The organism is Pseudomonas sp. GXZC, from assembly GCF_026967615.1.
In the GTDB taxonomy this organism is placed as follows: domain Bacteria; phylum Pseudomonadota; class Gammaproteobacteria; order Pseudomonadales; family Pseudomonadaceae; genus Aquipseudomonas; species Aquipseudomonas azotoformans_A.
The window spans coordinates 902,420-927,832 of the sequence record NZ_CP114115.1; the positions used below are offsets into that span (position 1 = coordinate 902,420).

At 60.3% G+C, this 25,413-nt stretch carries 19 protein-coding genes and 2 pseudogenes; 10 read left to right on the forward strand and 11 right to left on the reverse strand.

Annotated features, from left to right (window positions below; all coding sequences use genetic code 11):
- Nucleotides 1-15 precede the first annotated feature (15 nt).
- Nucleotides 16-3,153 carry a CusA/CzcA family heavy metal efflux RND transporter gene (locus tag OZ428_RS04155; protein WP_269132779.1) on the forward strand — a complete coding sequence of 1,046 codons (3,138 nt, stop codon included), beginning with the start codon at nucleotides 16-18 and terminating at the stop codon, nucleotides 3,151-3,153.
- Here OZ428_RS04155 and OZ428_RS04160 read toward each other — a convergent pair.
- The 3 genes from OZ428_RS04160 to OZ428_RS04170 all read right to left on the reverse strand — a co-directional run bounded on the left by OZ428_RS04160 (nucleotide 3,077) and on the right by OZ428_RS04170 (nucleotide 6,847).
- Nucleotides 3,077-4,513 carry a heavy metal sensor histidine kinase gene (locus tag OZ428_RS04160; RefSeq protein WP_133074852.1) on the reverse strand — a complete coding sequence of 479 codons (1,437 nt, stop codon included), beginning with the start codon at nucleotides 4,511-4,513 and terminating at the stop codon, nucleotides 3,077-3,079. The genes OZ428_RS04155 and OZ428_RS04160 overlap by 77 nt on opposite strands.
- A complete protein-coding gene (locus OZ428_RS04165) occupies nucleotides 4,510-5,184 on the reverse strand; it encodes a heavy metal response regulator transcription factor (RefSeq protein WP_033898419.1) in 675 nt (224 codons plus the stop codon). Before OZ428_RS04165 ends, OZ428_RS04160 begins: the two co-directional genes overlap by 4 nt.
- 343 nt (nucleotides 5,185-5,527) lie before the next feature.
- Nucleotides 5,528-6,847: an OprD family porin gene (locus OZ428_RS04170; protein WP_269132780.1), complete on the reverse strand. Its 1,320-nt coding sequence runs from the start codon at nucleotides 6,845-6,847 to the stop codon at nucleotides 5,528-5,530.
- A gap of 226 nt (nucleotides 6,848-7,073) precedes the next feature.
- On the opposite strand from OZ428_RS04170, the gene OZ428_RS04175 reads away from it, so the two are divergent.
- From OZ428_RS04175 to OZ428_RS04185, 4 genes and pseudogenes are all read left to right on the forward strand, one after another.
- Nucleotides 7,074-7,406: a DUF2790 domain-containing protein gene (locus OZ428_RS04175; protein WP_269132781.1), complete on the forward strand. Its 333-nt coding sequence runs from the start codon at nucleotides 7,074-7,076 to the stop codon at nucleotides 7,404-7,406.
- A 195-nt stretch (nucleotides 7,407-7,601) separates the two neighbouring features.
- Nucleotides 7,602-8,288, forward strand: a pseudogene (locus OZ428_RS34580) (PAS domain-containing protein); the annotation flags it as partial.
- Between the two features lie 108 nt (nucleotides 8,289-8,396).
- Nucleotides 8,397-8,828 (forward strand): annotated as a pseudogene (locus tag OZ428_RS34585) (methyl-accepting chemotaxis protein); the annotation flags it as partial.
- Between the two features lie 53 nt (nucleotides 8,829-8,881).
- Nucleotides 8,882-9,457 carry a flavin reductase family protein gene (locus OZ428_RS04185; protein ID WP_061435205.1) on the forward strand — a complete coding sequence of 192 codons (576 nt, stop codon included), beginning with the start codon at nucleotides 8,882-8,884 and terminating at the stop codon, nucleotides 9,455-9,457.
- A gap of 6 nt (nucleotides 9,458-9,463) precedes the next feature.
- Here the strand turns inward: OZ428_RS04185 and OZ428_RS04190 are convergent, their stop codons facing one another.
- The gene (locus tag OZ428_RS04190) at nucleotides 9,464-10,273 is read right to left on the reverse strand and encodes an AraC family transcriptional regulator (protein WP_269132783.1); all 810 of its coding nucleotides are present in this window, start codon (nucleotides 10,271-10,273) and stop codon (nucleotides 9,464-9,466) included.
- 198 nt (nucleotides 10,274-10,471) lie between these two features.
- On the opposite strand from OZ428_RS04190, the gene OZ428_RS04195 reads away from it, so the two are divergent.
- Genes OZ428_RS04195 through ddlA form a run of 4 tightly spaced genes read left to right on the forward strand, consistent with a single transcriptional unit; the run spans nucleotide 10,472 to nucleotide 13,075 of the window.
- Entirely contained in the window at nucleotides 10,472-11,035 is a 564-nt protein-coding gene (locus OZ428_RS04195; protein ID WP_033898428.1) for a DUF2975 domain-containing protein, read from the forward strand.
- Between the two features lie 7 nt (nucleotides 11,036-11,042).
- Nucleotides 11,043-11,264 (forward strand): helix-turn-helix domain-containing protein, encoded by a 222-nt coding sequence (locus tag OZ428_RS04200; RefSeq protein ID WP_133074846.1) that lies wholly within the window; start codon nucleotides 11,043-11,045, stop codon nucleotides 11,262-11,264.
- 33 nt (nucleotides 11,265-11,297) lie between these two features.
- The gene (locus OZ428_RS04205) at nucleotides 11,298-11,936 is read left to right on the forward strand and encodes a LysE family transporter (RefSeq protein ID WP_133074845.1); all 639 of its coding nucleotides are present in this window, start codon (nucleotides 11,298-11,300) and stop codon (nucleotides 11,934-11,936) included.
- Nucleotides 11,937-11,980: 44 nt separating this feature from the next.
- Nucleotides 11,981-13,075: a D-alanine--D-alanine ligase gene (ddlA, locus tag OZ428_RS04210; protein ID WP_269132784.1), complete on the forward strand. Its 1,095-nt coding sequence runs from the start codon at nucleotides 11,981-11,983 to the stop codon at nucleotides 13,073-13,075.
- A 26-nt stretch (nucleotides 13,076-13,101) separates the two neighbouring features.
- Here the strand turns inward: ddlA and OZ428_RS04215 are convergent, their stop codons facing one another.
- The 4 genes from OZ428_RS04215 to OZ428_RS04230 form a co-directional block, all read right to left on the reverse strand.
- Nucleotides 13,102-13,416 carry a helix-turn-helix domain-containing protein gene (locus tag OZ428_RS04215; protein ID WP_061435214.1) on the reverse strand — a complete coding sequence of 105 codons (315 nt, stop codon included), beginning with the start codon at nucleotides 13,414-13,416 and terminating at the stop codon, nucleotides 13,102-13,104.
- Nucleotides 13,417-13,860: 444 nt separating this feature from the next.
- Entirely contained in the window at nucleotides 13,861-14,613 is a 753-nt protein-coding gene (gene pgeF / locus OZ428_RS04220) for a peptidoglycan editing factor PgeF (protein WP_269132785.1), read from the reverse strand.
- A gap of 26 nt (nucleotides 14,614-14,639) precedes the next feature.
- Nucleotides 14,640-16,469, reverse strand: a complete 1,830-nt coding sequence (ggt, locus tag OZ428_RS04225) for a gamma-glutamyltransferase (protein WP_269132786.1) — start codon at nucleotides 16,467-16,469, stop codon at nucleotides 14,640-14,642.
- Between the two features lie 36 nt (nucleotides 16,470-16,505).
- Nucleotides 16,506-17,285, reverse strand: coding sequence for a PhzF family phenazine biosynthesis protein (locus OZ428_RS04230; protein WP_133074841.1), 780 nt, complete (start codon nucleotides 17,283-17,285; stop codon nucleotides 16,506-16,508).
- A 179-nt stretch (nucleotides 17,286-17,464) separates the two neighbouring features.
- On the opposite strand from OZ428_RS04230, the gene OZ428_RS04235 reads away from it, so the two are divergent.
- Nucleotides 17,465-21,757 carry an AvrE-family type 3 secretion system effector gene (locus tag OZ428_RS04235; RefSeq protein WP_269132787.1) on the forward strand — a complete coding sequence of 1,431 codons (4,293 nt, stop codon included), beginning with the start codon at nucleotides 17,465-17,467 and terminating at the stop codon, nucleotides 21,755-21,757.
- A gap of 2 nt (nucleotides 21,758-21,759) precedes the next feature.
- Here OZ428_RS04235 and idi read toward each other — a convergent pair whose 3' ends face one another.
- The 3 genes from idi to OZ428_RS04250 are packed head-to-tail and all read right to left on the reverse strand — an operon-like array spanning nucleotide 21,760 to nucleotide 25,305.
- Nucleotides 21,760-22,302 (reverse strand): isopentenyl-diphosphate Delta-isomerase, encoded by a 543-nt coding sequence (idi, locus tag OZ428_RS04240; protein WP_133074839.1) that lies wholly within the window; start codon nucleotides 22,300-22,302, stop codon nucleotides 21,760-21,762.
- A gap of 31 nt (nucleotides 22,303-22,333) precedes the next feature.
- Complete coding sequence (locus tag OZ428_RS04245; RefSeq protein WP_269132788.1) at nucleotides 22,334-23,140, reverse strand: class I SAM-dependent methyltransferase; 807 nt, start codon at nucleotides 23,138-23,140, stop codon at nucleotides 22,334-22,336.
- Complete coding sequence (locus OZ428_RS04250) at nucleotides 23,137-25,305, reverse strand: cytochrome P450 (RefSeq protein ID WP_269132789.1); 2,169 nt, start codon at nucleotides 25,303-25,305, stop codon at nucleotides 23,137-23,139. Before OZ428_RS04250 ends, OZ428_RS04245 begins: the two co-directional genes overlap by 4 nt.
- Between the last annotated feature and the right edge of the window lie 108 nt (nucleotides 25,306-25,413).

The following is a 25,413-nucleotide window of genomic DNA, read 5'->3' on the forward strand; positions in this document are numbered from 1 at the left end:
CGCGAGTGATTCCCCATGTTTGAGCGCCTTATCCAATTTGCCATCGAGCAGCGCATCATCGTGCTGCTGGCGGTGCTGTTGATGGCCGGTGTCGGCATCGCCAGCTATCAGAAGTTGCCCATCGACGCGGTGCCTGACATCACTAACGTGCAGGTGCAGATCAACTCGTCGGCGGCCGGGTATTCACCGTTGGAGACCGAGCAGCGCATCACCTTTCCCATCGAAACCGCCATGGCCGGCTTGCCGGGTTTGCAGCAGACGCGTTCGCTGTCGCGTTCCGGTTTGTCCCAGGTCACGGTGATCTTCAAGGACGGCACGGACCTGTTCTTCGCTCGCCAATTGGTCAATGAGCGCCTGCAAGTCGCCCGTGAGCAATTGCCCCTGGGCATCGAGACGGCGATGGGGCCGATTTCCACCGGGCTGGGGGAAATTTTCCTATGGACCGTCGAGGCCAAGGACGGCGCACTCAAGGACGACGGCACGCCCTACACACCCACCGATCTGCGGGTTATCCAGGACTGGATCATCAAGCCGCAACTGCGCAATGTGCCGGGCGTGGCCGAGATCAACACCATCGGCGGCTTCGCCAAGGAATACCAGATTGCACCCGACCCCAAGCGCCTGGCCGCCTACAACCTGACCTTGAATGACCTGGTCACGGCGCTGGAACGCAATAACGCCAACGTCGGTGCTGGCTATATCGAGCGCAGCGGCGAGCAACTGCTGATCCGCGCGCCGGGGCAATTGGCGTCCATCGACGACATCGCCAATATCGTCATCACCAGTTCGGATGGCACGCCGATTCGCGTGCGCAACGTGGCCCAGGTCGAGATCGGCCGTGAGCTGCGTACCGGTGCCGCCACCGAAAATGGCCGCGAAGTGGTGCTGGGCACGGTATTCATGTTGATCGGCGAAAACAGCCGCAGCGTGTCCCAGGCCGTGGCGAAAAAACTTGAAGAGATCAACCGTTCGCTGCCCGAAGGCGTGGTGGCCGTCACTGTCTACGACCGTACCAACCTGGTCGAAAAAGCCATCGCCACCGTGAAGAAGAACCTCTTCGAAGGTGCACTGCTGGTGGTCGCAGTGCTGTTCCTGTTCCTCGGTAACATCCGCGCCGCACTGATCACCGCGATGGTGATTCCCCTGGCGATGCTGTTCACCTTTACCGGGATGTTCACCAACAAAGTCAGCGCCAACTTGATGAGCCTCGGCGCACTGGACTTTGGCATCATCGTCGACGGCGCGGTGGTGATCGTCGAGAACGCCATTCGCCGTTTGGCTCACGCACAGCAGCGTCACGGGCGACTGTTGACACGTAGCGAGCGCCTGCACGAAGTGTTCGCCGCCGCCAAGGAAGCACGGCGGGCGCTGATCTTCGGGCAACTGATCATCATGATGGTGTACCTGCCGATCTTCGCCCTCACCGGGGTGGCCGGGAAGATGTTTCATCCCATGGCGTTTACCGTGGTGATTGCCCTGCTGGGCGCGATGATTCTGTCGGTGACCTTTGTCCCAGCGGCGATTGCGCTGTTCGTCACCGGCAAGGTCAAGGAAGAAGAAAATATCGTCATGCGCAGCGCGCGTCGGGTCTATGCGCCAGTGCTGGATTGGGTGATGGCGCGTCGGCCGCTGGTGTTTGGCCTGGCCGTGTTGACCATCGTCGCGTCAGGCGTTGTCGCCAGCCGCATGGGCAGCGAATTTATCCCCAGCCTCAGCGAAGGCGATTTTGCCCAGCAGGCCCTGCGCGTGCCCGGCACCAGCCTGACGCAGTCGGTGCAGATGCAGCAGCAACTGGAAAAAACCTTGATGGCCCAGGTGCCGGAAATCGAGCGGGTCTTCGCGCGCACTGGCACTGCGGAAATAGCTTCTGACCCCATGCCACCGAACATTTCCGACAGCTACGTGATGCTCAAACCCAAGGACCAATGGCCGGATCCCAAGAAGTCCCGCGAAACCCTGATCGCTGATATCCAGCGCGCCAGTGCGATTGTGCCGGGCAGTGCGTACGAGTTGTCGCAGCCGATCCAGTTGCGTTTCAACGAGCTGATTTCCGGCGTGCGCAGCGATGTGGCGGTGAAGGTGTTTGGCGATGACATGGACGTGCTCAACAAGACCGCCGGGGAAATTGCTGAGACGCTGAAAAAGCTCAATGGCGCCTCGGAAGTCAAGGTTGAGCAAACCTCCGGCCTGCCGGTGCTGACCATCAATATCGACCGCGACAAGGCCGCGCGATTTGGCCTGAACGTGGGGGATGTGCAGGACACCATCGCCGTCGCCGTCGGAGGGCGTCAGGCCGGTACGTTGTACGAAGGCGACCGGCGTTTCGACATGGTCGTGCGTTTGTCCGACGCGTTGCGCACCGATATCGACGGGCTGTCGCGTCTGTTGATTCCGGTGCCGGGTAATGCGTCTGGCCAGTTGGGTTTCATCGCGTTGTCCCAAGTGGCGAGCCTGGACCTGGTGCTCGGCCCGAACCAGATCAGTCGAGAGAACGGCAAGCGTCTGGTGATCGTCAGCGCCAACGTGCGTGGGCGGGATATCGGTTCGTTCGTCGAGGAAGCCGAGGCGGCCATCCTCGCTCAGGTGAAAGTGCCAGCGGGCTACTGGACCACCTGGGGCGGCCAGTTCGAACAGCTGAAGGAAGCCTCCGAGCGCTTGCGCATCGTGGTGCCGGTGGCGCTGCTGCTGGTGTTTGGTTTGCTGTTCATGATGTTCAACAACCTCAAGGATGGCCTGCTGGTGTTTACCGGCATTCCGTTCGCCTTGACCGGTGGGATCATGGCGTTGTGGCTGCGGGATATTCCGCTGTCGATCTCGGCGGGGGTGGGCTTTATTGCCTTGTCCGGCGTGGCGGTGTTGAACGGCCTGGTGATGATTGCGTTCATCCGCAACCTGCGCGAGGAAGGGCGCTCGTTGTCGATGGCGATCAACGAAGGCGCGCTGACCCGGCTGCGTCCGGTGTTGATGACCGCGTTGGTGGCGTCCCTTGGATTTATCCCCATGGCGCTCGCCACCGGCACCGGCGCTGAGGTGCAGCGGCCGCTGGCGACGGTGGTGATCGGCGGGATCATTTCCTCTACGTTGCTGACCCTGCTGGTGTTGCCGGCGCTGTATCAATGGGCGCATCGCAAGGACGAGGAAACACCAGGCTGAACCGTGTGAACCGGCCCGGTTGGCTGCTGACATCGGCGTGCCCCTGATGCAGGTGCATGATCGACTGCACAATCGCCAGCCCAAGGCCGGTGCCGCCTTCGGCACGGGCGCGGCTGTTGTCGGCGCGGTAGAAACGTTCGAACAGGTGCGGCAGGTGATGGGCTTCGATACCGCGCCCTGGGTTGCCCACCGACAGCGACACGTTCTGGTCGTAGCTTTCCACCAGCAGCAACACACTGGAAGCATCGGGGGTGTGGCGAATGGCATTGGACAGCAGGTTGGAGATGGCGCGCTGGATCATCAGGCGATCCCCCATCACCCAGGCATCGCCGCGCAGGCTCAGGGTGATGTGCTTGTCTTCGGCGCTGAGGGCGAACAGCTCCATCACCCGCTGTGCTTCCTGTGCCAGCGACACCGGGGCAAAACCGGCGCGCGCGGCGGGATGGCTGACCTGAGCGAGGAACAACATGTCCGAGACAATCCGCGACAGGCGCTCCATTTCCTCGGTGCAGGATTCCAGGCCGGCCTTGTATTCCTGCGAAGGCCGCTCGCGGGACAAGGTCACCTGGGCCTTGCCCATCAGGTTGGTCAACGGCGCGCGCAGTTCGTGGGCCAGGTCGTCGGAGAACTGCGACAGTTGCTGCACCCCGGCGTCGAGGCGATGCAGCATCACGTTGATGCCCTCGGCCAGTTCGCCCAGCTCCTTGGGCAGGTTGTCCAGGGACAGGCGATGGGTCAGGTCTTGGGTCGTGACCTTGGCCGCCACGCGGCTGAACTGTTGCAACGGCGCGAGCCCGCGCTGCACCAGCCACCAGGCGCCCATGCCGATCAGGATCAACAGCATCGGCAGGGCGATCACGGTGGAGCGCAGATAAGCACTGAGTAACGCTTCATCATCGGAGCGGTCCAGCGACAGCAGCACGCGGACATACTCGCCACCTTGCAAGGGCATCAGGCGCGTCGCACTGAGGATGCGATTGCCCTGGCCGTCGACCCAGTTCAAATAGGCCAGGTTCTTGCCCGTGGGCACGTCTAGCAGCAGCGGTTGCTGGGGCTTGGCGCCAACGCTGAGCAGTACCGGTGCATCGGGCCGTGCGCCGAGGATGGTCAGGTAGATGTTGTCATGGCCCATCACCAGGTCCAGCAGTGAATGAGGACGGTTGGTGATGCGGTGTTCATCGAGGCCCTGGTTGAGGGTATGGGCCAGTTGCTCCATTTTGTTTTCCAGGCCCTTGCGCGCGAGCTTGTCCAGTTCGTGCGTCAGGGCCAGGTACGCCAGGCTCGCCAGCAGCACCACCAACCCGGCGCCCATCAGGCTGACCGTCAGCCCCAGGCGCATCGACAGGCTGCTGGTCTTCATGGGCGCGCCTCCAGCACATAACCTACACCGCGAATGGTATGGATCAACTTCACCTCGCTCTGGTCATCGACCTTGCCGCGCAGACGGCTGATGGAGACTTCCACCACATTGGTGTCGCAGTCGAAGTTCATGTCCCACACCAGCGAGATGATCTGCGTGCGGGTCATCACTTCGCCGGCCTGGCGCATCAGTACGTGCAACAGGGCGAATTCCTTGGTGGTCAGGTCAATCCGACGGTTGCCGCGATAGGCGCGGTGTCGACGGGGGTCCAGTTCCAGGTCCGAGACGCGCAGCACATCCGGCAGCGGGATGTGCTCGCTGCGCCGCAACAAAGTGCGCACACGGGCCAGCAGCTCGGGAAATTCGAAGGGCTTGACCAGGTAATCATCGGCGCCCATGTCCAGGCCCTTGATCTTGTCGGCCAGCCGACCGCGCGCGGTCAGCATCATCACGCGCTGGTTACCGTCGCGGCGCAGTTGCTCCAGCACTTCCCAGCCGTCGGTGTTGGGCAAGTTGACGTCGAGGATCACCAATTCATAGCTGTGTTGCCTGGCCAGGTGCAGGCCATCAACGCCGCTGGCGGCGCAATCGACCACATAACCGCTTTCGGTCAGGCCTTGCTGCAGGTAGTCGGCGGTTTTTTGTTCGTCCTCAACCACAAGGATACGCATGGGGGTTACCTTCAAAGAAAACGAAAAGGGGCATGGCCTCATGGCGAGGCTGAGTAGGCTGTAGGAAAACTCTGAAGCGTGAAGTAGCTTTAGGGTCAAGCCGCGTCAGGCGGGTGCGACGATTCGTCACTGACCCAGCACACAAAAAAAACGCCCCAACCGGGGCGTAAAAATTCATCTCTGTTCCAAAGGAGCTACACAAAAGCCGCAGAGATGAGTTGTGTTCGGTGTGCAGTGTAAAAAGTGCAACTTAACGGGAAGGTGAGGCCAATATTACAGTTCTGACAGACTTCAACTTGTGAACAGATGTAGCGCATCGGCAAGTGAATGTAATTGGCCTCCCTTAAAGCACTGCAATGGGATACTCGACAATCAAGCGAACTTCTTCCAGGTCCGACTCAAATGCACTAGAGCGCACTGTCGCTTGTCGCAGTCGCAGCGATAAGTCCTTCAAGCGGCCACCTTGCACCACATATTTGGCCTCAATGTCCCGTTCCCAGCGGCGCTGATCGGTGAGCGGATTGCCAGCCGCGTCACGGCGCATGTACACCGCGTTGGCGTTGCTGTAGTCAGCGCCGGTGCCTTTGCCGTAGCGGGTCATGAACGACAAACCAGGAATGCCGAACGCCTGCATGTCCAGGTCGTAGCGCAGCATCCACGAGCGTTCCTTGGGCGAGTTGAAGTCGCTGTACTGGATCGAGTTGTTGAGGAAGATCGAGTCGGACTGGCGCAGGTAATCGAAGTCGTCATCGCCATTGTTGCGTTGGTGCGAGACGGCTAGGCTGTGGGCGCCGACCTTGACCCCGAGCCTGGCGCTCCAGATGTTGTTGTCGAATTCGCCCAGCAGCTTTTTACCTTCGTCCACGGCCTTGTAGTAGTTGAAGTCGCCGAACAGCGAGACGTCTTCGCCCAGTGGATAGTTGCCGGCGGTGCCGAAGTAGTATTGGTCCCAGGCGTCCTTGAGGCGACTGCTGTAGAGGCTGACACTGAGGTTTTTGTTGACGGTGTAGTCGCCGCCGAAATAGCCGATCCAGGGCGAGTTGACCGGGCCCGCGTAGAAGGTGGCAAAGCCCTTGTCCATGCCGCTTTGCGTCGGCTGGCTCATGCCGCTCAAGCGCCCGCCCTGCAAACTCAGGCCCTCAAGGCTGGTGTTTTGCGCGGTGACGCCACGAAAGCTTTCCGGCAAAACACGTGAATCTCCGTAAGCCACGACCGGGGTCAGCGGGAATACATCGCCGGCCTTGATCACGGTATCCAGCACGCGCAGTTTCGCCGCGCCGCCGAATTTGCTGTAGCTGCCTTCCGGGCGGTTATCGCTGTCCACCGGCAATACGCCGAACGAGCCTTTGCCACCGCTGCGGCCGGTGCCCGAATCCAGCTTCACGCCGACCATGGCGAATGCGTCCAGGCCAAACCCCACGGTGCCCTGGGTAAAACCGGATTCGAAGCGCCCAATCAATCCCTGCGCCCAGGCCTCTGAGTAGCCGTTGCCGGTGGGGCTGGATTGGCCTTTGCGATCATCGCGGTTGAAGTAAAAATTACGCGCCAGCACGTTAACGCTGCTGCCTTCGATAAACCCCTCGGGTTTCTCTTGCGCCGCCACGGCGGCCAAGGGCAAGGCGGCGCACAGTGAAAGGGGAAGGCTGTAGTGACGGATACGCATGGTTCGCTCCTAAGTAATGGCAGTTTTCAGCTTCTTATGGGAGTGGGCGTTCTTATTGATCTGGCCCGGGCTGATAGTTGCAAACCGTGGATAACGAAGAAGTGGCGTGAAGATTACAATTCTGGAAGCTCACGGTTATCTAACAAATAAGTAATGTTCTGGTGAAGATTGCGTCAGGGTCAGTTGGTTAGTCTCGGCACTGAACTTTTCAACCGAGGAACTAACCATGAACTTTTATAACATCGCGCTGGGCGTGTTAACGGCAGTTTTATCGTTCGGTGCATTGGCTGAAGGCGGGGGCGATCGTACGTTCGCGCTGATGATGGAGCGCAATCAGAAAGCCATGGCCGACTATGCTGCCAAAAAGGGCAAGCCGGCGCCCGAGGTGCAGGCGTACCGCTATGGCATGAAGCTGGACATCGCCAAGGTGGTCAACGTCACGCCGCCGATCCGTTCGTGCAACCCGGTGCCGTCGCGCATGACCTACGAAGACTCCAGCGGCAAGCTCAATACCCTTGAGTACCAAGTGATGGGGGTGTGCCGAAACAATGGCAGTTGATGGATCCAAAAATATAGTTGGGCCTGGGGCTAAAGCCCTCTTCAGAAAACGCCGACAGCGCCGATGCAGGTCAGATCACTCTCCCCATTTGACCATCGGTGCCCCATGTTCAACACCCGTTTGAAGCAGGAGCTGTCGGCTCTTCGCGAAGAATTGTCCAGCTTGAATCAGGTCAAGGAGAGCCTGGAAAGCGAAATGCTGTGCCTGACGCTGGACGCCGAAGGCCGGGTGGAGTGGGCCAATGCCAACTTCCTGCAAGAGTTGGCCTATCAGAGCGGCCAACTGCTGGGGCGAAAGATCGAAGATCTGGAGCCGGTCCATGTGCGTCGGGATGAATTCCAGCAGCGCTTCAAGAACGCCCTGGTACGCGGCGAGCACTTCGCCGGCACCGTGCGCCTGATGCGTGGCAACGGCCAGGAAGCCTGGCTGCGTTCGATTGTGCAGCCGGTGCGCAGCTCAGATGGGCGCATCAAGCATTTTTCGATTTACTCCAGCGACCTCACCCGCACCATCGAGGCTTCTCGCGAGCACGAAAACCTGATCACTGCGCTGGTGCGCTCCACCGCCGTGATCGAGTTCGACCTCGGTGGCCACGTGCTGACCGCGAACGAGCGGTTCCTGGGTGGCATGGGTTACAGCCTGGCGCAGATCCAGGGCAAACATCACCGCATGTTCTGCGAGCCGGAGGAATACAACAGCACCGAGTACCAGGACTTCTGGAAACGCCTGAACGCCGGTGAGTTTGTCGCTGCGCGCTTCAAGCGTGTCGACAGTCATGGCCGTGTGGTGTGGCTGGAGGCGACGTACAACCCGGTGCTGGACGCCACCGACCGGCTGTACAAAGTGGTCAAGTTCGCCACGGTGATCACCGATCAGGTCAATCAGGAACAGGCGGTGGCCGAGGCCGCGAACATTGCCTACAGCACTTCGCTGCAAACCGATAACAGCGCCCAACGCGGCACTACCGTGGTGACCCAGGCGGTGGATGTGATGCGCGACCTGGCCAAGCACATGCAACAGGCTGGCGAGGGCATTGAGGCGCTGAACGCTCAATCCCAGGTGATCGGGACCATCGTCAAGACCATCAGCGGCATTGCCGAGCAGACCAACTTGCTGGCGCTGAATGCGGCCATTGAAGCGGCGCGTGCAGGCGAGCAGGGCCGTGGTTTTGCGGTAGTGGCCGATGAAGTGCGGCAGTTGGCCTCGCGTACCAGCAAGGCGACTGAGGAGATTGTCGGCGTGGTGCGTCAGAACCAGGACATGGCGCGCGATGCTGTGAGCCTGATGACTGAGGGTCGCCTGCAAGCCGAGCAAGGCCTGGCCCTGGCGGCCGAGGCGGGCACGGTGATCGTGGAGATCCAGGACGGCGCGCAAAAGGTGGTCAGTGCGGTAGGACAGTTCGCCAACCAACTCTCGAGTTGAGCCGGGGGCTTCGGGTATCGTAGGCGCTTTCTTGCATGAAGAGCCGACTGTCCATGAGCCCTACCCACCGTCGCCCCGTTCCGCTGTCCAAGGCCTATCGTTTGCTCAACCACGGTCCGACCGTGCTGGTGAGCGCTGCGCACAATGGCCAACGCAATATCATGGCGGCTGCCTGGGCCATGCCGCTGGATTTCGAACCGCCGAAAGTCGCCGTGGTGCTGGACAAGGCTACCTGGACCCGCCAACTGCTCGAAAGCGCTGGCACCTTTGTGCTCCAGGTGCCTTGCGTAGCCCAGGCCGATCTTGTGCAAACCGTGGGTAACACCACCGGCGCCGACACTGACAAATTTGCCGCCTACGGCTTGCAGACGTTCAAGGGTGAACACACCGAAGCACCGTTGCTGGAAGGTTGTGTGGCCTGGCTGGAGTGCCGTCTGCTGCCCGAGCCTCACAATCAGCAGACCTACGATCTGTTCCTCGGTGAAGTGGTGGCGGCCTATGCCGATGCGCGCGTATTCAGCGACGGCCGCTGGCATTTTGAAGGCCATGATGAACTGCGCACCTTGCACCATGTGGCGGGCGGGCATTTCCTTACCATCGGCCAGCCGATTGATGGGCGTCAGCTCTAAGCCTGATCAGCGCCCCAGCATCTTCACCCAACGCGACGGTGGCATGCCGTAGGTGCTGCGAAATTGTCGGGTCATGTGACTCTGGTCGGTAAACCCGGCTGTCATCGCCGCGTCGACCAGCGATTGGCCCTGGGCCAACAGGCTGCGCACCAAGTCCAACCGACGCATGGTCAGGTAGCGGTAGGGGCTGGTGCCGAACAGCAGGCGAAAGTCTCGCGACAGCGCCCAGCGGTCGCGACCGGCATGGTCGGCCATCTCATCCAGGGTGATGCTGCGGCCAAGGGCGCCGTGGATAAATTCCCGGGCACGCTCGGCGGCCACGTAGTCGAACGTCTTGCGGCTGATGATCCCGCCCGAGACGTTGCTCAAGGCGTGGGCCAGGTCGAACAGGGCGTCCTGTTCCTGCAACGGGTCGATGGGGTTATCCAGGTTCTGCAGCAACACTTCGCTGGCGCGAAACAGCCGTAGGTCGGTGGACAAACCATTGGGGATAAACGGCAGTGGCTTGCCGCCGAGGATCTGTTGGATCAGCGACGGCTCGACATAAATCATCCGGTACTTGAAGCCCTCATCACTGCCTGCGTGACCGTCGTGGGTCTCATCGGGGTGCAGCACCATGGTGGTGCCGGGCAGGCTGTGGACCATGTCTCCACGATAGTGAAAGCTTTGCACGCCGGTCAATGTACGCCCGATGGCGTAGGTGTCATGGCGATGCGGGTCGAAGGCAAAGCCGGCAAAGTACGCCTCGATACGGTCCAGGCCACTGGCATGCGGGGCGCGGTGCAGCCAGTCGAGAGTGGCGGTGGGTTTGCCCATGGTGGTGTGTCACAAAAAAGAGAGGGAAGTACGTTAACCCAGTCTGGCGCGGGTTGTCTGCCGAGTCTTGGATGATCGTGCGGGTTTCTGCTTGTGAGCGTCAAAGGGTTGGGTTTGTATTGTTTTATAATGAATTATTATTGTTTTACGATAATTTTGTGGTTATCTTGCCTCGACATTCCTTCAGAGAGGCCTTTTATGAATACCCAACGTCTTGCTCAACTCAGCCAGCGTATGTCGATGATCACTCTCCTGCTGATCATCAGCATGTTGGTGCTCAACGCGGCTGTCTGGCTGTTTCCGGTATTGAGTTCTTCCGCTGATGGGCTAGGGTTCGGCTTCGCACTGAGCGACCGCCAGATTCAAGGGCGTGCCGAGCAGGTGGCGTTGTTTCCCTTTTGGCAGATTCTGGGAGGGATCGTGTTGTCCAGTGTTCCCTTGATGGCACTGGCGTCCGGTCTGAATCACCTGCGCAAGCTGTTCAAGAATTATGCGCGAGGCGAGTATTTCTCCAGTGCGGCAGCGTTGCATCTGGGTAAGGTTGGCAAAGCAGTGGCGATCTGGGTGTTGCTGGATTTCTTATGTGAGCCACTATTGAGCGTCTGGGTGACCATGAACGAGCCGGTCGGCCAGCGGATGATCAGCCTGAGCGTGACGGCGCCCAGCTTTGTTGCCCTGTTTCTGGCTGCCTGTATTGCGGTAATCGCGCGTATCCTGTTGCAGGCCAGTGAAGTGGATTCTGAAAACCGTACTTTTGTTTGAGATCGACATGCCCATTGTGATTGAGTTGGATGTCATGCTTGCCCGGCGCAAGGTCAAGTCCAAGGACCTGGCGGCGGCCATCGGGATTACTGAACAGAACCTTTCCTTGCTCAAGCAGGGCAAGGTCAAAGGCATCAGGCTCGGGACGCTGGATGCCATCTGTACTTACCTGGATTGTCAGCCCGGTGACTTGCTGGTTCATATGCCAGAGCCGGTTGCCGACCAGTAGAGCCTTATCAACACTGCGAAGAAGGATCATTCGATGCTGCTTTCCAACCTGCCATACGCTGCGCCGTTGTTGTCGTTGGCCCTGCTCTGGACGGTCGCGGTGGTGACACCGGGCCCCAACTTTTTCAACACCGCACAACTGGCGGCCAGTTGCTCACGTCGCCATGGCGTGGTGGCATCGGCCGGAGTGGCCACCGGGACTGTCATGTGGGGGCTCGCGGGTGGCTTGGGCATCAAGTCGCTGTTTACCGCCGCGCCCATGCTGTATATGGCGTTCAAGATCATCGGCGGTTGCTACCTGATTTATCTCGGCCTGAAACTGTTCAAACGCTCGGCACCCACCATGAGCCAGAGTGTGCTGCCGGACGAGGCGCGTCGTTCGCTGTTCTCCGCTTGGCGCCTGGGGTTGCTGGGCAACTTGTCCAACCCCAAGGCGGCTCTGTTTGTGGCGACCATCTTCGCGTCCACCATGCCGCCGTCTCCCTCACCAATGCTGCTGACCCTGGCGGTCATGACCATGGCCACCTTGTCGTTCAGCTGGTATTCCTGCGTGGCCCTGGTGTTTTCCAGTGAGCGCATGGCCGACCTTTACAGCCGCTCGCGCAAGTGGCTCGACCGCTTTGCCGGTGGCTGCTACCTGCTGTTCGGTGCACATCTGGTAGCGAATCGCTGACCGCCCGTGGTAAGAAGCCTTACTTTCAACAGTGAGGCCGGGTCATGAGCAAGGTGCGGGTAGGTATTATTTTTGGTGGCCGGTCGGCCGAGCACGAAGTCTCGTTGCAATCGGCGCGCAACATTGTTGACGCGCTGGACCGCTCCCGTTTCGAGCCGGTGTTGATCGGTATCGACAAGACCGGCCATTGGCACCTCAACGATACGTCGAACTTCCTGCTCAACCAGGAAAACCCGGCCCTGATCGCCCTCAACCAGTCCAACCGCGAGCTGGCGGTGGTGCCCGGCAAGGCCAGCCAGCAACTGGTGGAGACCTCGGGTTCGGGCCTGCTGGAACATGTGGATGTGATTTTCCCCATCGTCCACGGCACCCTCGGCGAAGACGGTTGCCTGCAAGGCCTGTTGCGCATGGCGGACCTGCCTTTTGTCGGCTCCGACGTACTCGGCTCGGCAGTGTGCATGGACAAGGACATCAGCAAGCGCCTGCTGCGCGATGCCGGCATTGCCGTCACCCCGTTCATCACCCTGACCCGCAGCAACGCGGCGCGCACCTCGTTTGAGGCTGCGGTGAGCAAGCTTGGCCTGCCCATGTTCGTCAAACCCGCGAACCAGGGTTCCTCGGTAGGTGTGAGTAAAGTAGGCGACAGAGCCGAGTACTTCGCCGCCGTCGAACTGGCCCTTGGTTTTGATGAAAAGGTGTTGGTTGAATCCGCCGTAAAAGGCCGTGAAATCGAATGCGCCGTGCTCGGCAACGAAAACCCCATCGCCAGCGGTTGTGGCGAGATCGTGGTGAGCAGCGGTTTCTATTCCTACGACAGCAAATACATCGACGACCAGGCGGCCCAGGTAGTGGTGCCAGCCGACATCAGCCTGGAAGCCAGCGAGCGCATTCGCGGGTTGGCCATCGAGGCCTTCGAGGTGCTGGGCTGTTCCGGTCTGGCACGGGTCGACGTGTTCCTCACGGACGAGGGTGAAGTGCTGATCAACGAAATCAACTCACTGCCCGGCTTCACCCGCATCAGCATGTACCCCAAGCTGTGGCAGGCGGCGGGGATGAGCTACAGCGAACTGGTGAGCCGGCTGATCGAGTTGGCGTTGGAGCGGCATGCGGGGCGTAAGGCGCTCAAGATCAGCCGGTAGTCACTGCCCAGGACTGGGTAACGCTATCAGGCGTTACTGAGGACTTCCCGAAACACGTCCGGTCTGATCGCTGCAATATGCAGCAGCGATCGAGCTGCGCCAGAAGGCGATCGGCGGCCTTGCTCCCACTCTTGGAGGGTTCTTACCGAAACCCCCAAAAGCTCAGCAAACTTGGGTTGCGACAACCCTGTCTTACTTCTTGCTTCGGCCGCTTGAGTGACCTCTACCTGGTGTACTGCACCGTATCGCCCCGCTTTGACATCCTGAACAGCCGCCAGTAATTCTTCGCCGATATTGCGCTTGGCGTCACGTTCCTTCAGCTGTTTTTCAGTGAGTGGCATGGTTCATTTCCTTCGCGATTTTGTACAGGGTGTGCGCTGGAATGCTTTCGGTTGCATTCTTGCCATAAATCAGTAGTGCAACCAGGGCTCCACAAGCCAGCTGTGTGGTGTAGATGATCCTAACTGAGCCACTTTTACCTCGGCCATCCAGGCACCAGCGCACTTTCCGGCATCCACCTGAGCCTGGTACAACGCTACCTGCTTCAGGATGGCTGGCTAGAAAAGCCATGAAAATGCCTCTTTCCTCTTCGGTCCAATAGTCAGGCCACAGCCTGCTGAACAACGGAGATTCTATGATCGTCAACACGCGAAATTCTACGTCCTTGACGTAGCCTCTGGCAAGAAAGGGCGAGCCAGAAAATCGCAGGAGAAAAGGAGAGACTCAAGGGGCCTTTTATCGCAAAACGTGACATCCACGTTACGCAATGAAGGTATGAGTAGGGCCTAAGAAAGTGGTTTGTAGGTTTTCTCTCGCGGCCCCGTGCGAGCAATCCACGAGTAAATCAGCGTCTTCACCTCCTCCGGGTGGTGCGTCCTTCGGCGGTAGCTGGCAAAGGTGGGTGACGTGCAGTAAGTGCACACCTCACTCACCTCGATCTGCTCCCGCCGCAGGCCGGCCGCTTGCAGCAACATCACGCCATAACCACTCAAATCAAACCACGCACTTGCGGCTTGCCGGGGATGGGGTGGTGTGATTTCAGGTGGGAGCAATGGCGCGGGTTGCACCACGCTCCACGGCGCTCGCCCGCTTAACCACAAGTGCCCCTGATCCGCCTGGAACTGCGTGATAAACGCCTCGCTCACCTCATAACAGCACGGCTTGATCGACGGCCCTATCGCCACCCGCAACTGGTCGGCGGCAACGCCTTCACCCGCGAAGCGCTGCACGGTGTTAGCAATAATCCCTGCGTGTAATCCCTTCCATCCGCCATGCACAGCGGCGACTTTCTCGCCATTCTTTGAGGCAATGAGAATGGGCAGGCAATCGGCGGTGATCACGGCGATGGGCTGATGCTCGCCGGTGCACACGCCATCTGCCTCTACCGTGTTGGGCACCTGGCCCACTTGCCATTCAATCACTGACGCGCTGTGTACCTGCTTGCAGATAAATACTTCTTGCGGGCGCAGTGGATCATTGATGGAACAAAAACCGTGGTCGACGCCAGGGATGGCGCCGAGATTATCTGCCTGTTGCAAGAGCGCATTCTCCGTTGATTGAATCGTCAGTCGCCAACCGCTTCGCCTTCGCGCCGAGGGTCGGCGCCGCCGCTCAGAGACAGCTTGCCCTGGGCATCCCGCGTGCGGACGATGGCCTGGATGCCGCTGGTCATATCGATTTCGCTCAGCGCATGGCCTTTGTCCTTGAGGGCCTGTTTCAGCGCGGGGCTAAACAGGCCGGTTTCCAGTTCGGTCGCGCCATTGCGGCTGCCGAAGTTAGGCAGGCTGATGGCGGTTTGCGGGTCGAGTTTCCAGTCGAGCATCGCCACCAGGGACTTGCTCACGTACTCGATGATTTGCGAGCCGCCGGGCGAGCCGACCGTGGCCAGTAACTCGCCGCTGTTGCGATCGAACACCAGGGTTGGCGCCATGGCCGAACGCGGGCGTTTGCCGGGCTCGACGCGGTTGGCGACGGGCTGGCCATTTTCTTCAGGGATAAACGAGAAGTCGGTCATCTGGTTATTGAGCAAGAAGCCCTGCACCATCACATGGGAGCCGAATGCCGCTTCCACCGTGGTGGTCATCGACACGGCGCCGCCCAGGTCATCCACAGCGACCACTTGCGAGGTGGAAATGCGCAGCGGCGAGCGGTCCGGCGCGTAAGCCACCTGGATGCCCGCAGGTACGCCCGGCTTGGCGATGCCCATGCTGCGTTCGCTGATCAAGGCCGCACGCTTGGCCAGGTAATCCGGTGCGACAAGGCCTGCCACCGGCACCGGAACGAAGTCCGCGTCGGCGACATAGAGCGCGCGATCGGCAAACGCCAGGCGCCCGGCTTCGGCCAGCAGGTGCACGGCTTCCAGTGTGGGTTCAAGGCCGGCAGGCGACGGGCTTTTCACTGGGAGCATGGGAGCGATGGCCAGGGCGGGATCGCGGGCCTCCAGCGCCTGCAAGGTGCCGAGGATTTGCGCGATGGCGACGCCACCGGATGACGGCGGCGGCATCCCGCAGACTTTCCACTGTTTGTAGTCGGTGCACAGCGGCGTGCGCTCCTTGGCGGTGTAGCCCTTGAGATCCGCCTGGGACAGGCTGCCCGCGTTACGATGGCCCTGCACCTTGCGCGCGATTTCATCAGCAATCGGCCCTTGATACAGCGCATCCGGGCCTTCCTTGGCGATGCGTTTGAATACATTGGCCAGTGCCGGGTTTTTCAACAGGGTACCGGTGGCTTTCGGCGTGCCATCGGCGTTCAGGAAGTACGCCGCCATGTCTGGCGATTGTGCGATAGAGCGGTCGGCTGCGATCAGGCTGTGCAGGCGTGGAGAAATCGCGAAGCCCTGTTCCGCCCAACGGATTGCCGGTTCGAACAACTCGGCCCATTGCAGATGACCGGTCTTCTTGTGCGCCATCTCCAGTGCCCGCAATACCCCAGGCGTGCCGACCGAACGCCCGCCAATCTGCGCCTCGGGGAACGCCATCGGCTTGCCATCGGCCTTCAGGAACAACCGCTCCGTCGCCCCGGCCGGCGCGGTTTCGCGGCCGTCATAGGCGTGCACGGTTTTTCCATCCCACAGCATGATGAACGCGCCACCGCCGATCCCGGATGATTGCGGCTCCACCAGGGTCAATACCGCCTGCATCGCAATTGCTGCATCAATCGCCGAACCGCCTTTGCGCAGCATTTCGCGTCCAGCCTCGGCCGCCAGGGGGTTGGCGGCGGCGGCCATATGGCGCTCGGCGTGTTGGGTGGTGAGGTCGGTGCGATAGCCTGAACCCAGTTCGGGGGCCGGGGGCTGTTCGTTGACAGAAGTGTTGCATGCAGCCAGGGCAAGGGCTGCGGCAATCACCGACAGTTGACGGCGGGAAATCGAAAACACGCGCTGAACTCCGTTCATTTTGAGAATGATCTGTTGTCCTTGAGGTAATGCGTTTTACAGGTAAATCGTGCCTTGCAGGTAGAGCACGGCATGGCCGGAAATGATCACACGGTCACCCTTGAGTTCGCAGCGCAGTTGGCCGCGGCGCGTTCCGCCTTGTTCCGCTGTCAGTTGCGACTTGCCCAAGCGTTCGGCCCAGAACGGCGCCAGTGAAGTGTGGGCTGAGCCGGTGACAGGGTCTTCATTCACACCCACGTTGGGACCGAACCAGCGCGAAACAAAATCAAATCGCGCGCTTTTGGCGGTCACTGCAATTCCGCGTTTCGGCAAGCCTTTGAGGCGGGCGAAATCCGGCTTCAGTGCGGTGACTTGCGCTTCGTCTTCCAGCAACACGATGTAGTCATCGGTACTGAAGACTTCGGCCTGTTCAATCCCCAGCGCGCTCAACATGTCATCGGGTGGTTCGCAGCGCTGGGGTTGCTTGGCCGGGAAGTCCATCGCCAGTTCTTCGCCGTTGCGGGTCACCCGCAATTCGCCGCTGCGTGTCGCAAAGCGCAACACTTCAGGTGCATCCGTCAGTTGGTGAATCAACACCCACGCGGCCGCAAGTGTGGCGTGGCCGCACAAGTCCACTTCGACCTCCGGCGTAAACCAGCGCAACTCGTAGAACCCGTCACGGGGCACGAAGTAGGCGGTTTCAGAGAGGTTGTTTTCTGCCGCGATGTTTTGCAGTTGCTCATCGCTGAGCCACTCGGTCAGCGGGCAGACAGCGGCCGGGTTGCCGCCGAAGACGGACTGACTGAAAGCGTCGACTTGATAGATATCCAGTTTCATCGAGAGCACTCCGTGTAAGGGTGGAGCCGGACACTAACAGTGGGTCAGGCAAGCGTCAAAATACAGATGAGCGGTTTTTTCCTGCGCATGCAGTCGCCGTTATGGAAAAGCCTGCCTGGAACCAAACAGGGCGGATACCCACTAGACAGCTGTGATGAATTTTGTTTGGGAGTATTGCCATGCGCACAGAATTGAAAGCTCTCTTTAAGCTGCAGCATGACCTGGTGGAACGCTTGAAGAGGCCGGCCCAGGAACCGCCTCCGCCTGTGTTGTTGCACTATCAACCGTTGCAACCGACTTCGATGCAGTTCGATGTGTCCCTGCGCGATGGCAAGGTGCAGGCTGATACGACACTCACCGGGCGTGAGATTGCCCGCCACCTCAACCAGCCCGATAAGCACTATGTGGCTGATGCTCCTTCTGCAGCAGGTACGTTGCGGATGAAGGATGAGCGCCAGTACGTGTTTCACATCCAATCCACGCCGGCTGTTGCTGCGGTGTTCAAAAGCAGTCTTGCGGATACAGCCGGCGGCGCTGGCGAGAGTCCGGGGCGCGCGCACGTGGGGAGCGTCAGCGCTGTTCAGACGACGGTCGAGGGTCAGCAGTTTCGTCTGGAGGGCCAGCGCCTGTTTCGCTTTGAACCGCTCACACTTTCCTGGGTACCCGACGCGGATAGCCGTGCACTCAGCCGCATTGGCCTGACGAACGAAGGGCAGTTGCTGAAGACCCCCAAAGGCTTTGCAGACAGCAGTGCGCATGGCCGTACGACGGTGCAGTTGAGCCAGACCCTGGATGCTTCTTTTGTGCAGGTCCAGGGCGGGAGTGCACAGGCGTTGCAGCCGGTGGATGAGGCAGGAGTGCCTGTGCAGCTCGCACGTATCGGGTTGTCTGGAAACACGCTGTATGGTGCGACAACGGACGGCGAGCTGGTCCAAGCAGACCTGCGTATGGCACTAGATCAGCAGCTGCCGATGGTCGGGCAACCAGTCGACTCGCTGGAGCGAGCGCTGAAGGGGGCCGTCCGTGTCGAAGGCTTCTTTCATGATGATGCGGGGCAACTCAATGCTCAGGTGCGTGACGCGCGTGAGCAATTGCACAGCGTGCCTTTAAGTGACGCAGACGCGCTACGCCCGCAATGGAACCTCAGCGACGTGCTGGTCAAGGGCATTGAGAAAGGCCTGCCTCTGCCCAGTCAACAGGCACTGGCGGCGACGGTCGACCTTGGACAGCGGGGCAAGGTGGCGTTGGATTCAGGCAGCCTGCTGACCTGGGACGCGGCGGCGCAACGTTGGCAAGACACTGCTCAACCTGGCGTCGAACATCTGGAGCGCGGGTTGGATGGTCGTGCCTATGTGCTGCAAGACGGGCAACTGAAGGCGGTGGCCATCGGTAAAGTGCGCGACCCGCTGATTGAGGGGGCCAGTCATGATTTGGCCGCGCTTCCCATTCCGCGCCCGCAGGTGTCTGTTGACGAAGTGCTTGCAGGCAATGATCAGCGACGCATTACCGGATTCGCGGTCGTCGACGGGCGCAATTTTGTCACCGTCGATCAGGATCACCAGCTTCAGGTTCACCACGACGGGGATGCCAGGCCGCTTCACGCGTCACCTTCCATTGATATAAAAACACTGGCCCTGGATCACGTGGGTAATCTTTATGCGCACACACGGGGCGGTGAGCTATTCAGGTTGGATCGTCAGGCCTGGCAGGGCAATACCGCGAGCGCGCAACGTTGGAGCAGGGTTGAATTGCCGGGTCGCCAACCGTTGGAGTCCTTGCGCATGGGGGCAGACCAACACCTGATTGGAGGGTGGGATAAGCAGTTTTTCCAACTGGACAATGCTTCCACCAGCGCGATGGAGTGGGGCCCGCTGCCATTGACGACCCAGGCGCCGTCGCTGGCCGACACGTTGGCGAGCACGCCAATGCGCGCGCAGTTTTCCGGAGGGGCACTGACGGTCAGCAGTAATGTCTTGGGACAAACCCGTGAAGGGATACCGCTCAAGCGTTCATTTTTCCAAGGCATTGGCGCACACTTTCACCCCCTGGAAGCCCTCGGCCAAAAGGCTAAAGGCGTTGCGCAACATTTCAATGGCCGCAAAGGATTGGAGAGCGTTTACGCTGACGATCAACGATTGCACCAGCAACTCAATGCACTCGCACAGAGCCGGCCGGTTTCCGCTGATCTCAATCATCGGCTCGCTGCCCTGAGCGAACCTGGGCCGCGACAGGCACTGGCCGAACAGATCCGCCAGGCGTTGACGCAGGTGGAGCAGAGCAGCCAGTCAAGTGCGCGCCGCTTGGGCGATGCTCACGGTGTTGCGTTTGACCCTCAGCCCACATTGAACCGGGCGACCATTACGCCAGATTCGACGCTGCACTCGCTGTATGAAGCGTTCAAGAGAGTCTCTCCTTCGCCGGAAAAGTCGACCGCCGTGTTGCTGGCCAACTTCGAAGGGCAGGGTTTGTCGCTGCCCAAGTCCATGCCCGAGCACAAACGAAACCTTGACCACCCCTCGGCGCTGATCGAGGGCGACCTGATCCATCATGCGAGTACGCTCAAGCAGTTGGCGGACCTGGTACAGGCGCTCGACGCTACGTCGGGCCATAGCCCTAGTGCCTTGACGCGTATAGAAACGTCTCTGCGCGACGTCATGCAAACGTTCCAGGATAGCCCTGTGCACACGTTGGCCAGCCAAGGCATTGCCAGTTACGAGCAGGCGGAATCGTTGTATGGCAATTTCAAATTGTTGGCCAAGGACCTTGGAACACCGGGCTCTGCGCTTCATTGGCATCTTTCGGGCCTGTTGGGGTTGCCCAAGGATGCGCCGATCAAAGAGGCGATGACGCAGCAGGTACAGAATCTGGGCAGTGGCCAGACCCTTTCTCCGAGCCGGACCCAAGGTAAAACCCTGGGGTTGATCGTGACGGGGATAAAACCGGTAGCCCCTTTGGAGTTTTTTCTGGAGGCATCCGCGTCCCACACTCATGGTGTGAGTATCAGTCGTACCGACAAAGGTGCCCGCGTTGAAATCAGCACGGACAACACGCGACGGTTGGTGGGTTCGGTGGCTTCGGGTGTGACGCTGGGAGGTGGGGCAGGTGCGGTGAGGCCAGGCTTGAGGGTGGCTGCGGAATTGAGCGCAATGGTGGCAAAAAATACGGGATCCAGCATTGGCTTTGATGTGAAAGAGTCAGACTTTGGCAAGATGATGGCGATCCTGACCGGCGAGACCGGGACCGTCTACGACTTGCTGGCGCTGGGCGAGGGGCACTCGGCCGGCACAAGCTCGAAACTCAGTGGCGACGTCAACCTGGACGCACTTGCGCAATTGCGTTTGATGCACAGCCCTCAGGAGGACATCGCCGCCCTCGACTCAGTGATCCGCGCGGGCATTGGTGGGGTGGGCAACCTCAATCTCGCGCATGCAGACAAAAGCCAATCAAGCACGCGTACCGCACAAGGCACCCGCCACGGTAGCGCCGCTGGCGCGCAGCTTCTGCGACAGGGCGGAGTAGGGGCCAATATCGTGCCGCTCGGCGCGTTGGTGTTGGGCAATGCTGGCAGTGGTGGCCCCAGCGCGATTGCGTTCGCGCTGCCGGAGTTATCGGTCATGGTGCGGTTTGATCGCGGGGTATCCCAGGCCTTTAATTTTGCCTTCAAGCACCCGCAACCGGTGAGTCAGTCGCAGATTGATGAGCTCAAACGCAGCGTGTCGCTCTACTCGCCGACGTTCAAGCGGGAGCTGGCATCGACCGAGCTGTCGGAGGGCACTGTGGATCAGCAGTTGGCCACTCTGCAGCAGTTCCTCGCAACTCATCCGTCCCTTGCAACAAAACCGGACGCCTATCACGCGATCAGCCAATCACTCGACAAGCTGATGAACCAGCAAAACCTGGCAAGGAATGGGTTGCGCCAACTGGCGTCGGTTGAGTCATCGGTCACCCGTGTCGGCTTGCGGGACGATGGGCGCCATGCCTGGCTGGATGATGTGGCGCCGGCCAACAAAGCAGCGATTGAACAATGGATAAAGGATGATCCGCAGTTTGCCCAGGTGCTCGATCAGTTGCAGCGTGGCGAAGGCACTTCAGTCACCCTTGGCATGGAGCTCAAGCCAGAGGTCCTGCGAGCGATAGAGCGCAGTCACCTTGCCGGAGAAAGTACCGAGCCGCTGATCAAGCGCGCACTGAGTGAACGCAACAATCTGCGGGTCAAGCACATGAGCCTGAGCTACACCGCCACCCAGTCCCATGGCATGTCGATACCCGCTATGACGAATCTCAGTTTTTCCAGCAGTGCCGGCCTGAGTCATTCCCAGGCGCGCGTCAATGCAGACCTTGAATACGGGCAGGACCCCGACAAGCCATTGCGAATGAACCTGAACGACACGCTGGGTAGTCTGCCGAGCCCTGATCTGACGATTGACCTGGGAGACCTGCGCGTGAGGACGCAAGGTCTGTCAGCGAGCTGAACTTATGCCTGAGAGGTTGGCGTATCGAATGAGTGGTGCTGCTCTAAAAGGCGGCGCCACTGCATTCGAAACCAGGGCGTGAAGTGTGCGGCCGAATCTGCGAGTTGGGTTGAGACTTGAGCGCGGCTCAGCCACTGGATCTCGCTGACCTCTTCGACGGCCGGGCAGACCACCGTGTCAGATTGAGCAACCAATACATGGCATAACTCATGTTCCGCACCGATCACCCCAAAGCGCGCATGGTATTCAAAACTGTACAGGAAGCGGCAGGAGGCGCCGACCCCCAGCTCTTCGCGCAGGCGACGACACGCTGCGTCCAGAACAGTCTCGCCAGGTGCCGGATGGCTGCAGCAGGCATTCGACCAAAATCCAGGCCAAAGCATTTTGCCTGCGGCACGACGTTGAATCAGGTGACGCCCGACACTGTCGATCAGGTGAACCGAAAATGCGCGATGAAGCTGGCCCTCCCCCAGGTGTGCGTCGCGTTTATCACACACACCAATCTGACGATCGTGTGCGTCGACCAAAATCACGGAGTCTGTCATTCGGTGTCCTCTTTTGTTCAGTCACGGCTGTCTAGTCGCGCTCGGGCACTTGCCCCCAGGCGCTGATGAACGTCAACGCTGCCTCGGTGAAGGTCGCAGAGGCGCGCAGCCTGGCCATGGCATCAAGGTCATCCTGAGTGAGCAGCCCGAGCTTCAGTAACGTCGGTCCGGCTTGTGCTGTGGTTGCCGCCCAGAATGCGTCGGCCGGGCTGTTGTCGCCGATACTGCCTTCCAGGGTGCGATACCCGATATTGCACAGTCCCCGTTCGCCTAGCCGGTCGGGGAGCGTATCGGCCCAGAGCATGTCGGAACCAATGGACTGCTCCAGGAGTGTGAAACCGGCCTGGGCGATTTTCCGGAACAGTGGGTTGGCCGTTCTCACGCTGGGTCGCAAGCTCACATCTTCGATCACCAGCCAGCCGCCCGGACGGACCCAGGTGGTTGCTCTGGTCAGTATGTCTTCGCGCTCGGGCAAGTGGCACAACAAGGCCCTGACGTGCACCACGTCAAAAGAGGCGGCGGGGAAATCATCGGTCGCGGCATTATGCGTGACCACCTGAATGCCGGGTATGACGTTGAGAAACCGGGTGTCAATGTCGGTGGCAATGACCGTCGCGTCGGGATAGCGCGTGCTCAGCCAGCCAGCGAATGATCCGGCACCGGCGCCGAGGTCAAGAAGGGTCAGTTTGTCCGGAAGAGGCAGTTGGCCAAACACTGTTTGGCTCAGCGGGTCAAAGGCACGCTCCAGGGTGCGCATCCGCGCCAACTGGCCGGCATGCTGGTCACCGAGATAGCTGTTGGTGTAGCGGGGCTCCTCGGCTGGGTCACTGGTACTCACAGTGCGACCTCCAGCTGAGGAGGGCAGCGGTTGAGAAAGCCGTGTTCGGCGGGCTGGAACCCTGGAGCCCAGCGCACGTCTGGAAAGGTCTGTAGCAACAGGCGAGCGCCGAGGGTGATTTCCATCCGTGCAAGCATGGACCCCAGGCAAAAATGACGACCCGCACCGAAGGCAAAATGATTCGTCTCCTGATGGGGGCGCGACAGAGTGAAGATGTCCGGATCGGTGAACTGGTGCGGATCACGGTTGGCCGAGCCGATCAGGCAGGCCAGGGTCGCGCCGCAAGGAATGGTTCCGGACGGCAGCTCCAGCGATTCACGGGCCTCCCGGAGAATGAGTTGCAAAGGAGGGTTGCGTCGCAAGGTTTCAGCGAGCGCATTGTCCATCAAGTCCGGATCAGCCATCACTGCTTCTTTCACGCCGGGCTCGTTCAGCAGGTTGACGATGAGGTTTGCCAAGGCACCGTGGCTGGTCTCACTGCCGGCCGTCATCAAGATCGCGCAATAGGCCCGCACGAACGCCTCGGACAAGGGCTGGTCGTCAATCCGTGCGGCCACAAGATGTGAGATCAAATCGTCGGTGGGGGCCGCGCGACGGGCGTCGATGTGGGGCTGGATGAAGTCGTAGAAACTGTCACGGTTGGATAAGCCGCCGGTCAAGAGCGTCGGATCCTGTCGGTAGTTGCCCATATAGGCGAAGCCGATGGCACACCAGTTCTTCAGCCGAGCGACTTCCTCCGGGGTTTCAGCCGGGAGCCCCAGCGCGCGAGCCATCACCCGCACGGGCAGCACTGAGGTGAAATCGGCAACGAGGTCCACCTGGCGGCGGCCACGCATCTGTGCCAGCAGGTCCATGCTCACCGAGGTGACCGATGCTTCAAGGACTGTGAGGGCCTTGCTGCGGAACGACGGGCTCAGCAACGCTCGATGCTGGGCGTGTTCACAACCGTCCATGGCGACAATGGTGTGCCCCAGCAACGGTCCGATTTGCCAGCTGTAGTTGTTGCTGCTCGTGCCAGGGTGGGTCAATGCGGCTTTGACATCCGCATAACGGCTGACCAGCCACACGTCCGTAGGCTCGTCGTAGACAATGGGCAGCGTGGTACGCAAACGCTCATAAAGGGGGTAGGGGTCGATTTCGAATTGCCGGGATTTCAGGGTAGGGGGGATGCACGCCAGGTCCACCTGTCGGTTGGCCTGACCCGTGGCGTCGGTGGCCTGCAGGTGATACCGGGAAACGTTCTTGTGCCAATCGCCCGCCGCTCGGGCAACCTGGCGCAGCCGCTCCGGGTCGGTGGCGGCGGACGCTCGATGCGGTCTAGCTGAGGCCAGGGTGAATGCCTCGACGGCTGTATTCAGCATGTGCAGGGCCGCTTCGATCGACTCAGGCCAGTCGGTGCCATGGGTGTCCGCCAGAACGGAGACCAGGTTGAAGCGCTCGCCACACACCACATCTTTGGCAATCGAGTGGATGTCGTTCGTCCAGGTGATGATATCGGCCGCGTGCTCGCGGAGTGTGTTCCACCAGACGATGTTTTCTGAATGCTCGTAGGGATCGAGCGTTTCGGCCGCGTCGATGAGATCGAAGAAGAACAGTGCACCGAACGAATCCCGTCGCAACGGCAGGTATTCGGCCAGCGTGAGCGCCGTGCCGGTTTCGCGCATTCTCACCAAGGTCGCCTGCGCACGCAGATGCCCGAGTAAATTGCGTACGAGCCTAAGCCGCCAATGCTCATCACCCCAGCTCCGTGTCCGTGGCCACAGATCATCGATCAGGACACTGAGCATTGGGTCATCAAGCCGGCCGATTTCATCGGGTGAATCGATACGGTCGCTCTCGGTTATGGCCTGCACCGCTGCGACGAAACGTTCCAGCACGCCGTTTTCGGCCCAGGGGCCGTCATCGATCCGGTCATCGAGTGTGAGTGCCCACAGATACCAGCACACCAGGATTTCGGCCTGCTGCGTCGGGGCTTGTCCGCACAGCGCTATCCCCAGGTCGAGCAGCGCAGTGGTGCTTAGCCGGTGCGCACCCCGACGGCCGATCAAGCCGTATCGTTGCGCCCAGGCCAGGGCATGTTCCCGCAACTGATGACTGTCAGAACGTGGCGGCGGACTGGAAAACGGAAGCTGTATTTCGGGAATGATCAGGGGTGCTGTCGGCATGAAGCCCCCTCTGAATTATCTGTCATGTGACATCCTTGTTTCATATCCAAGCAACCTCCACAGGTGGGAGGTTCAGGGCAACGTGGCTGTTTTCAAACCCTGTGGAGC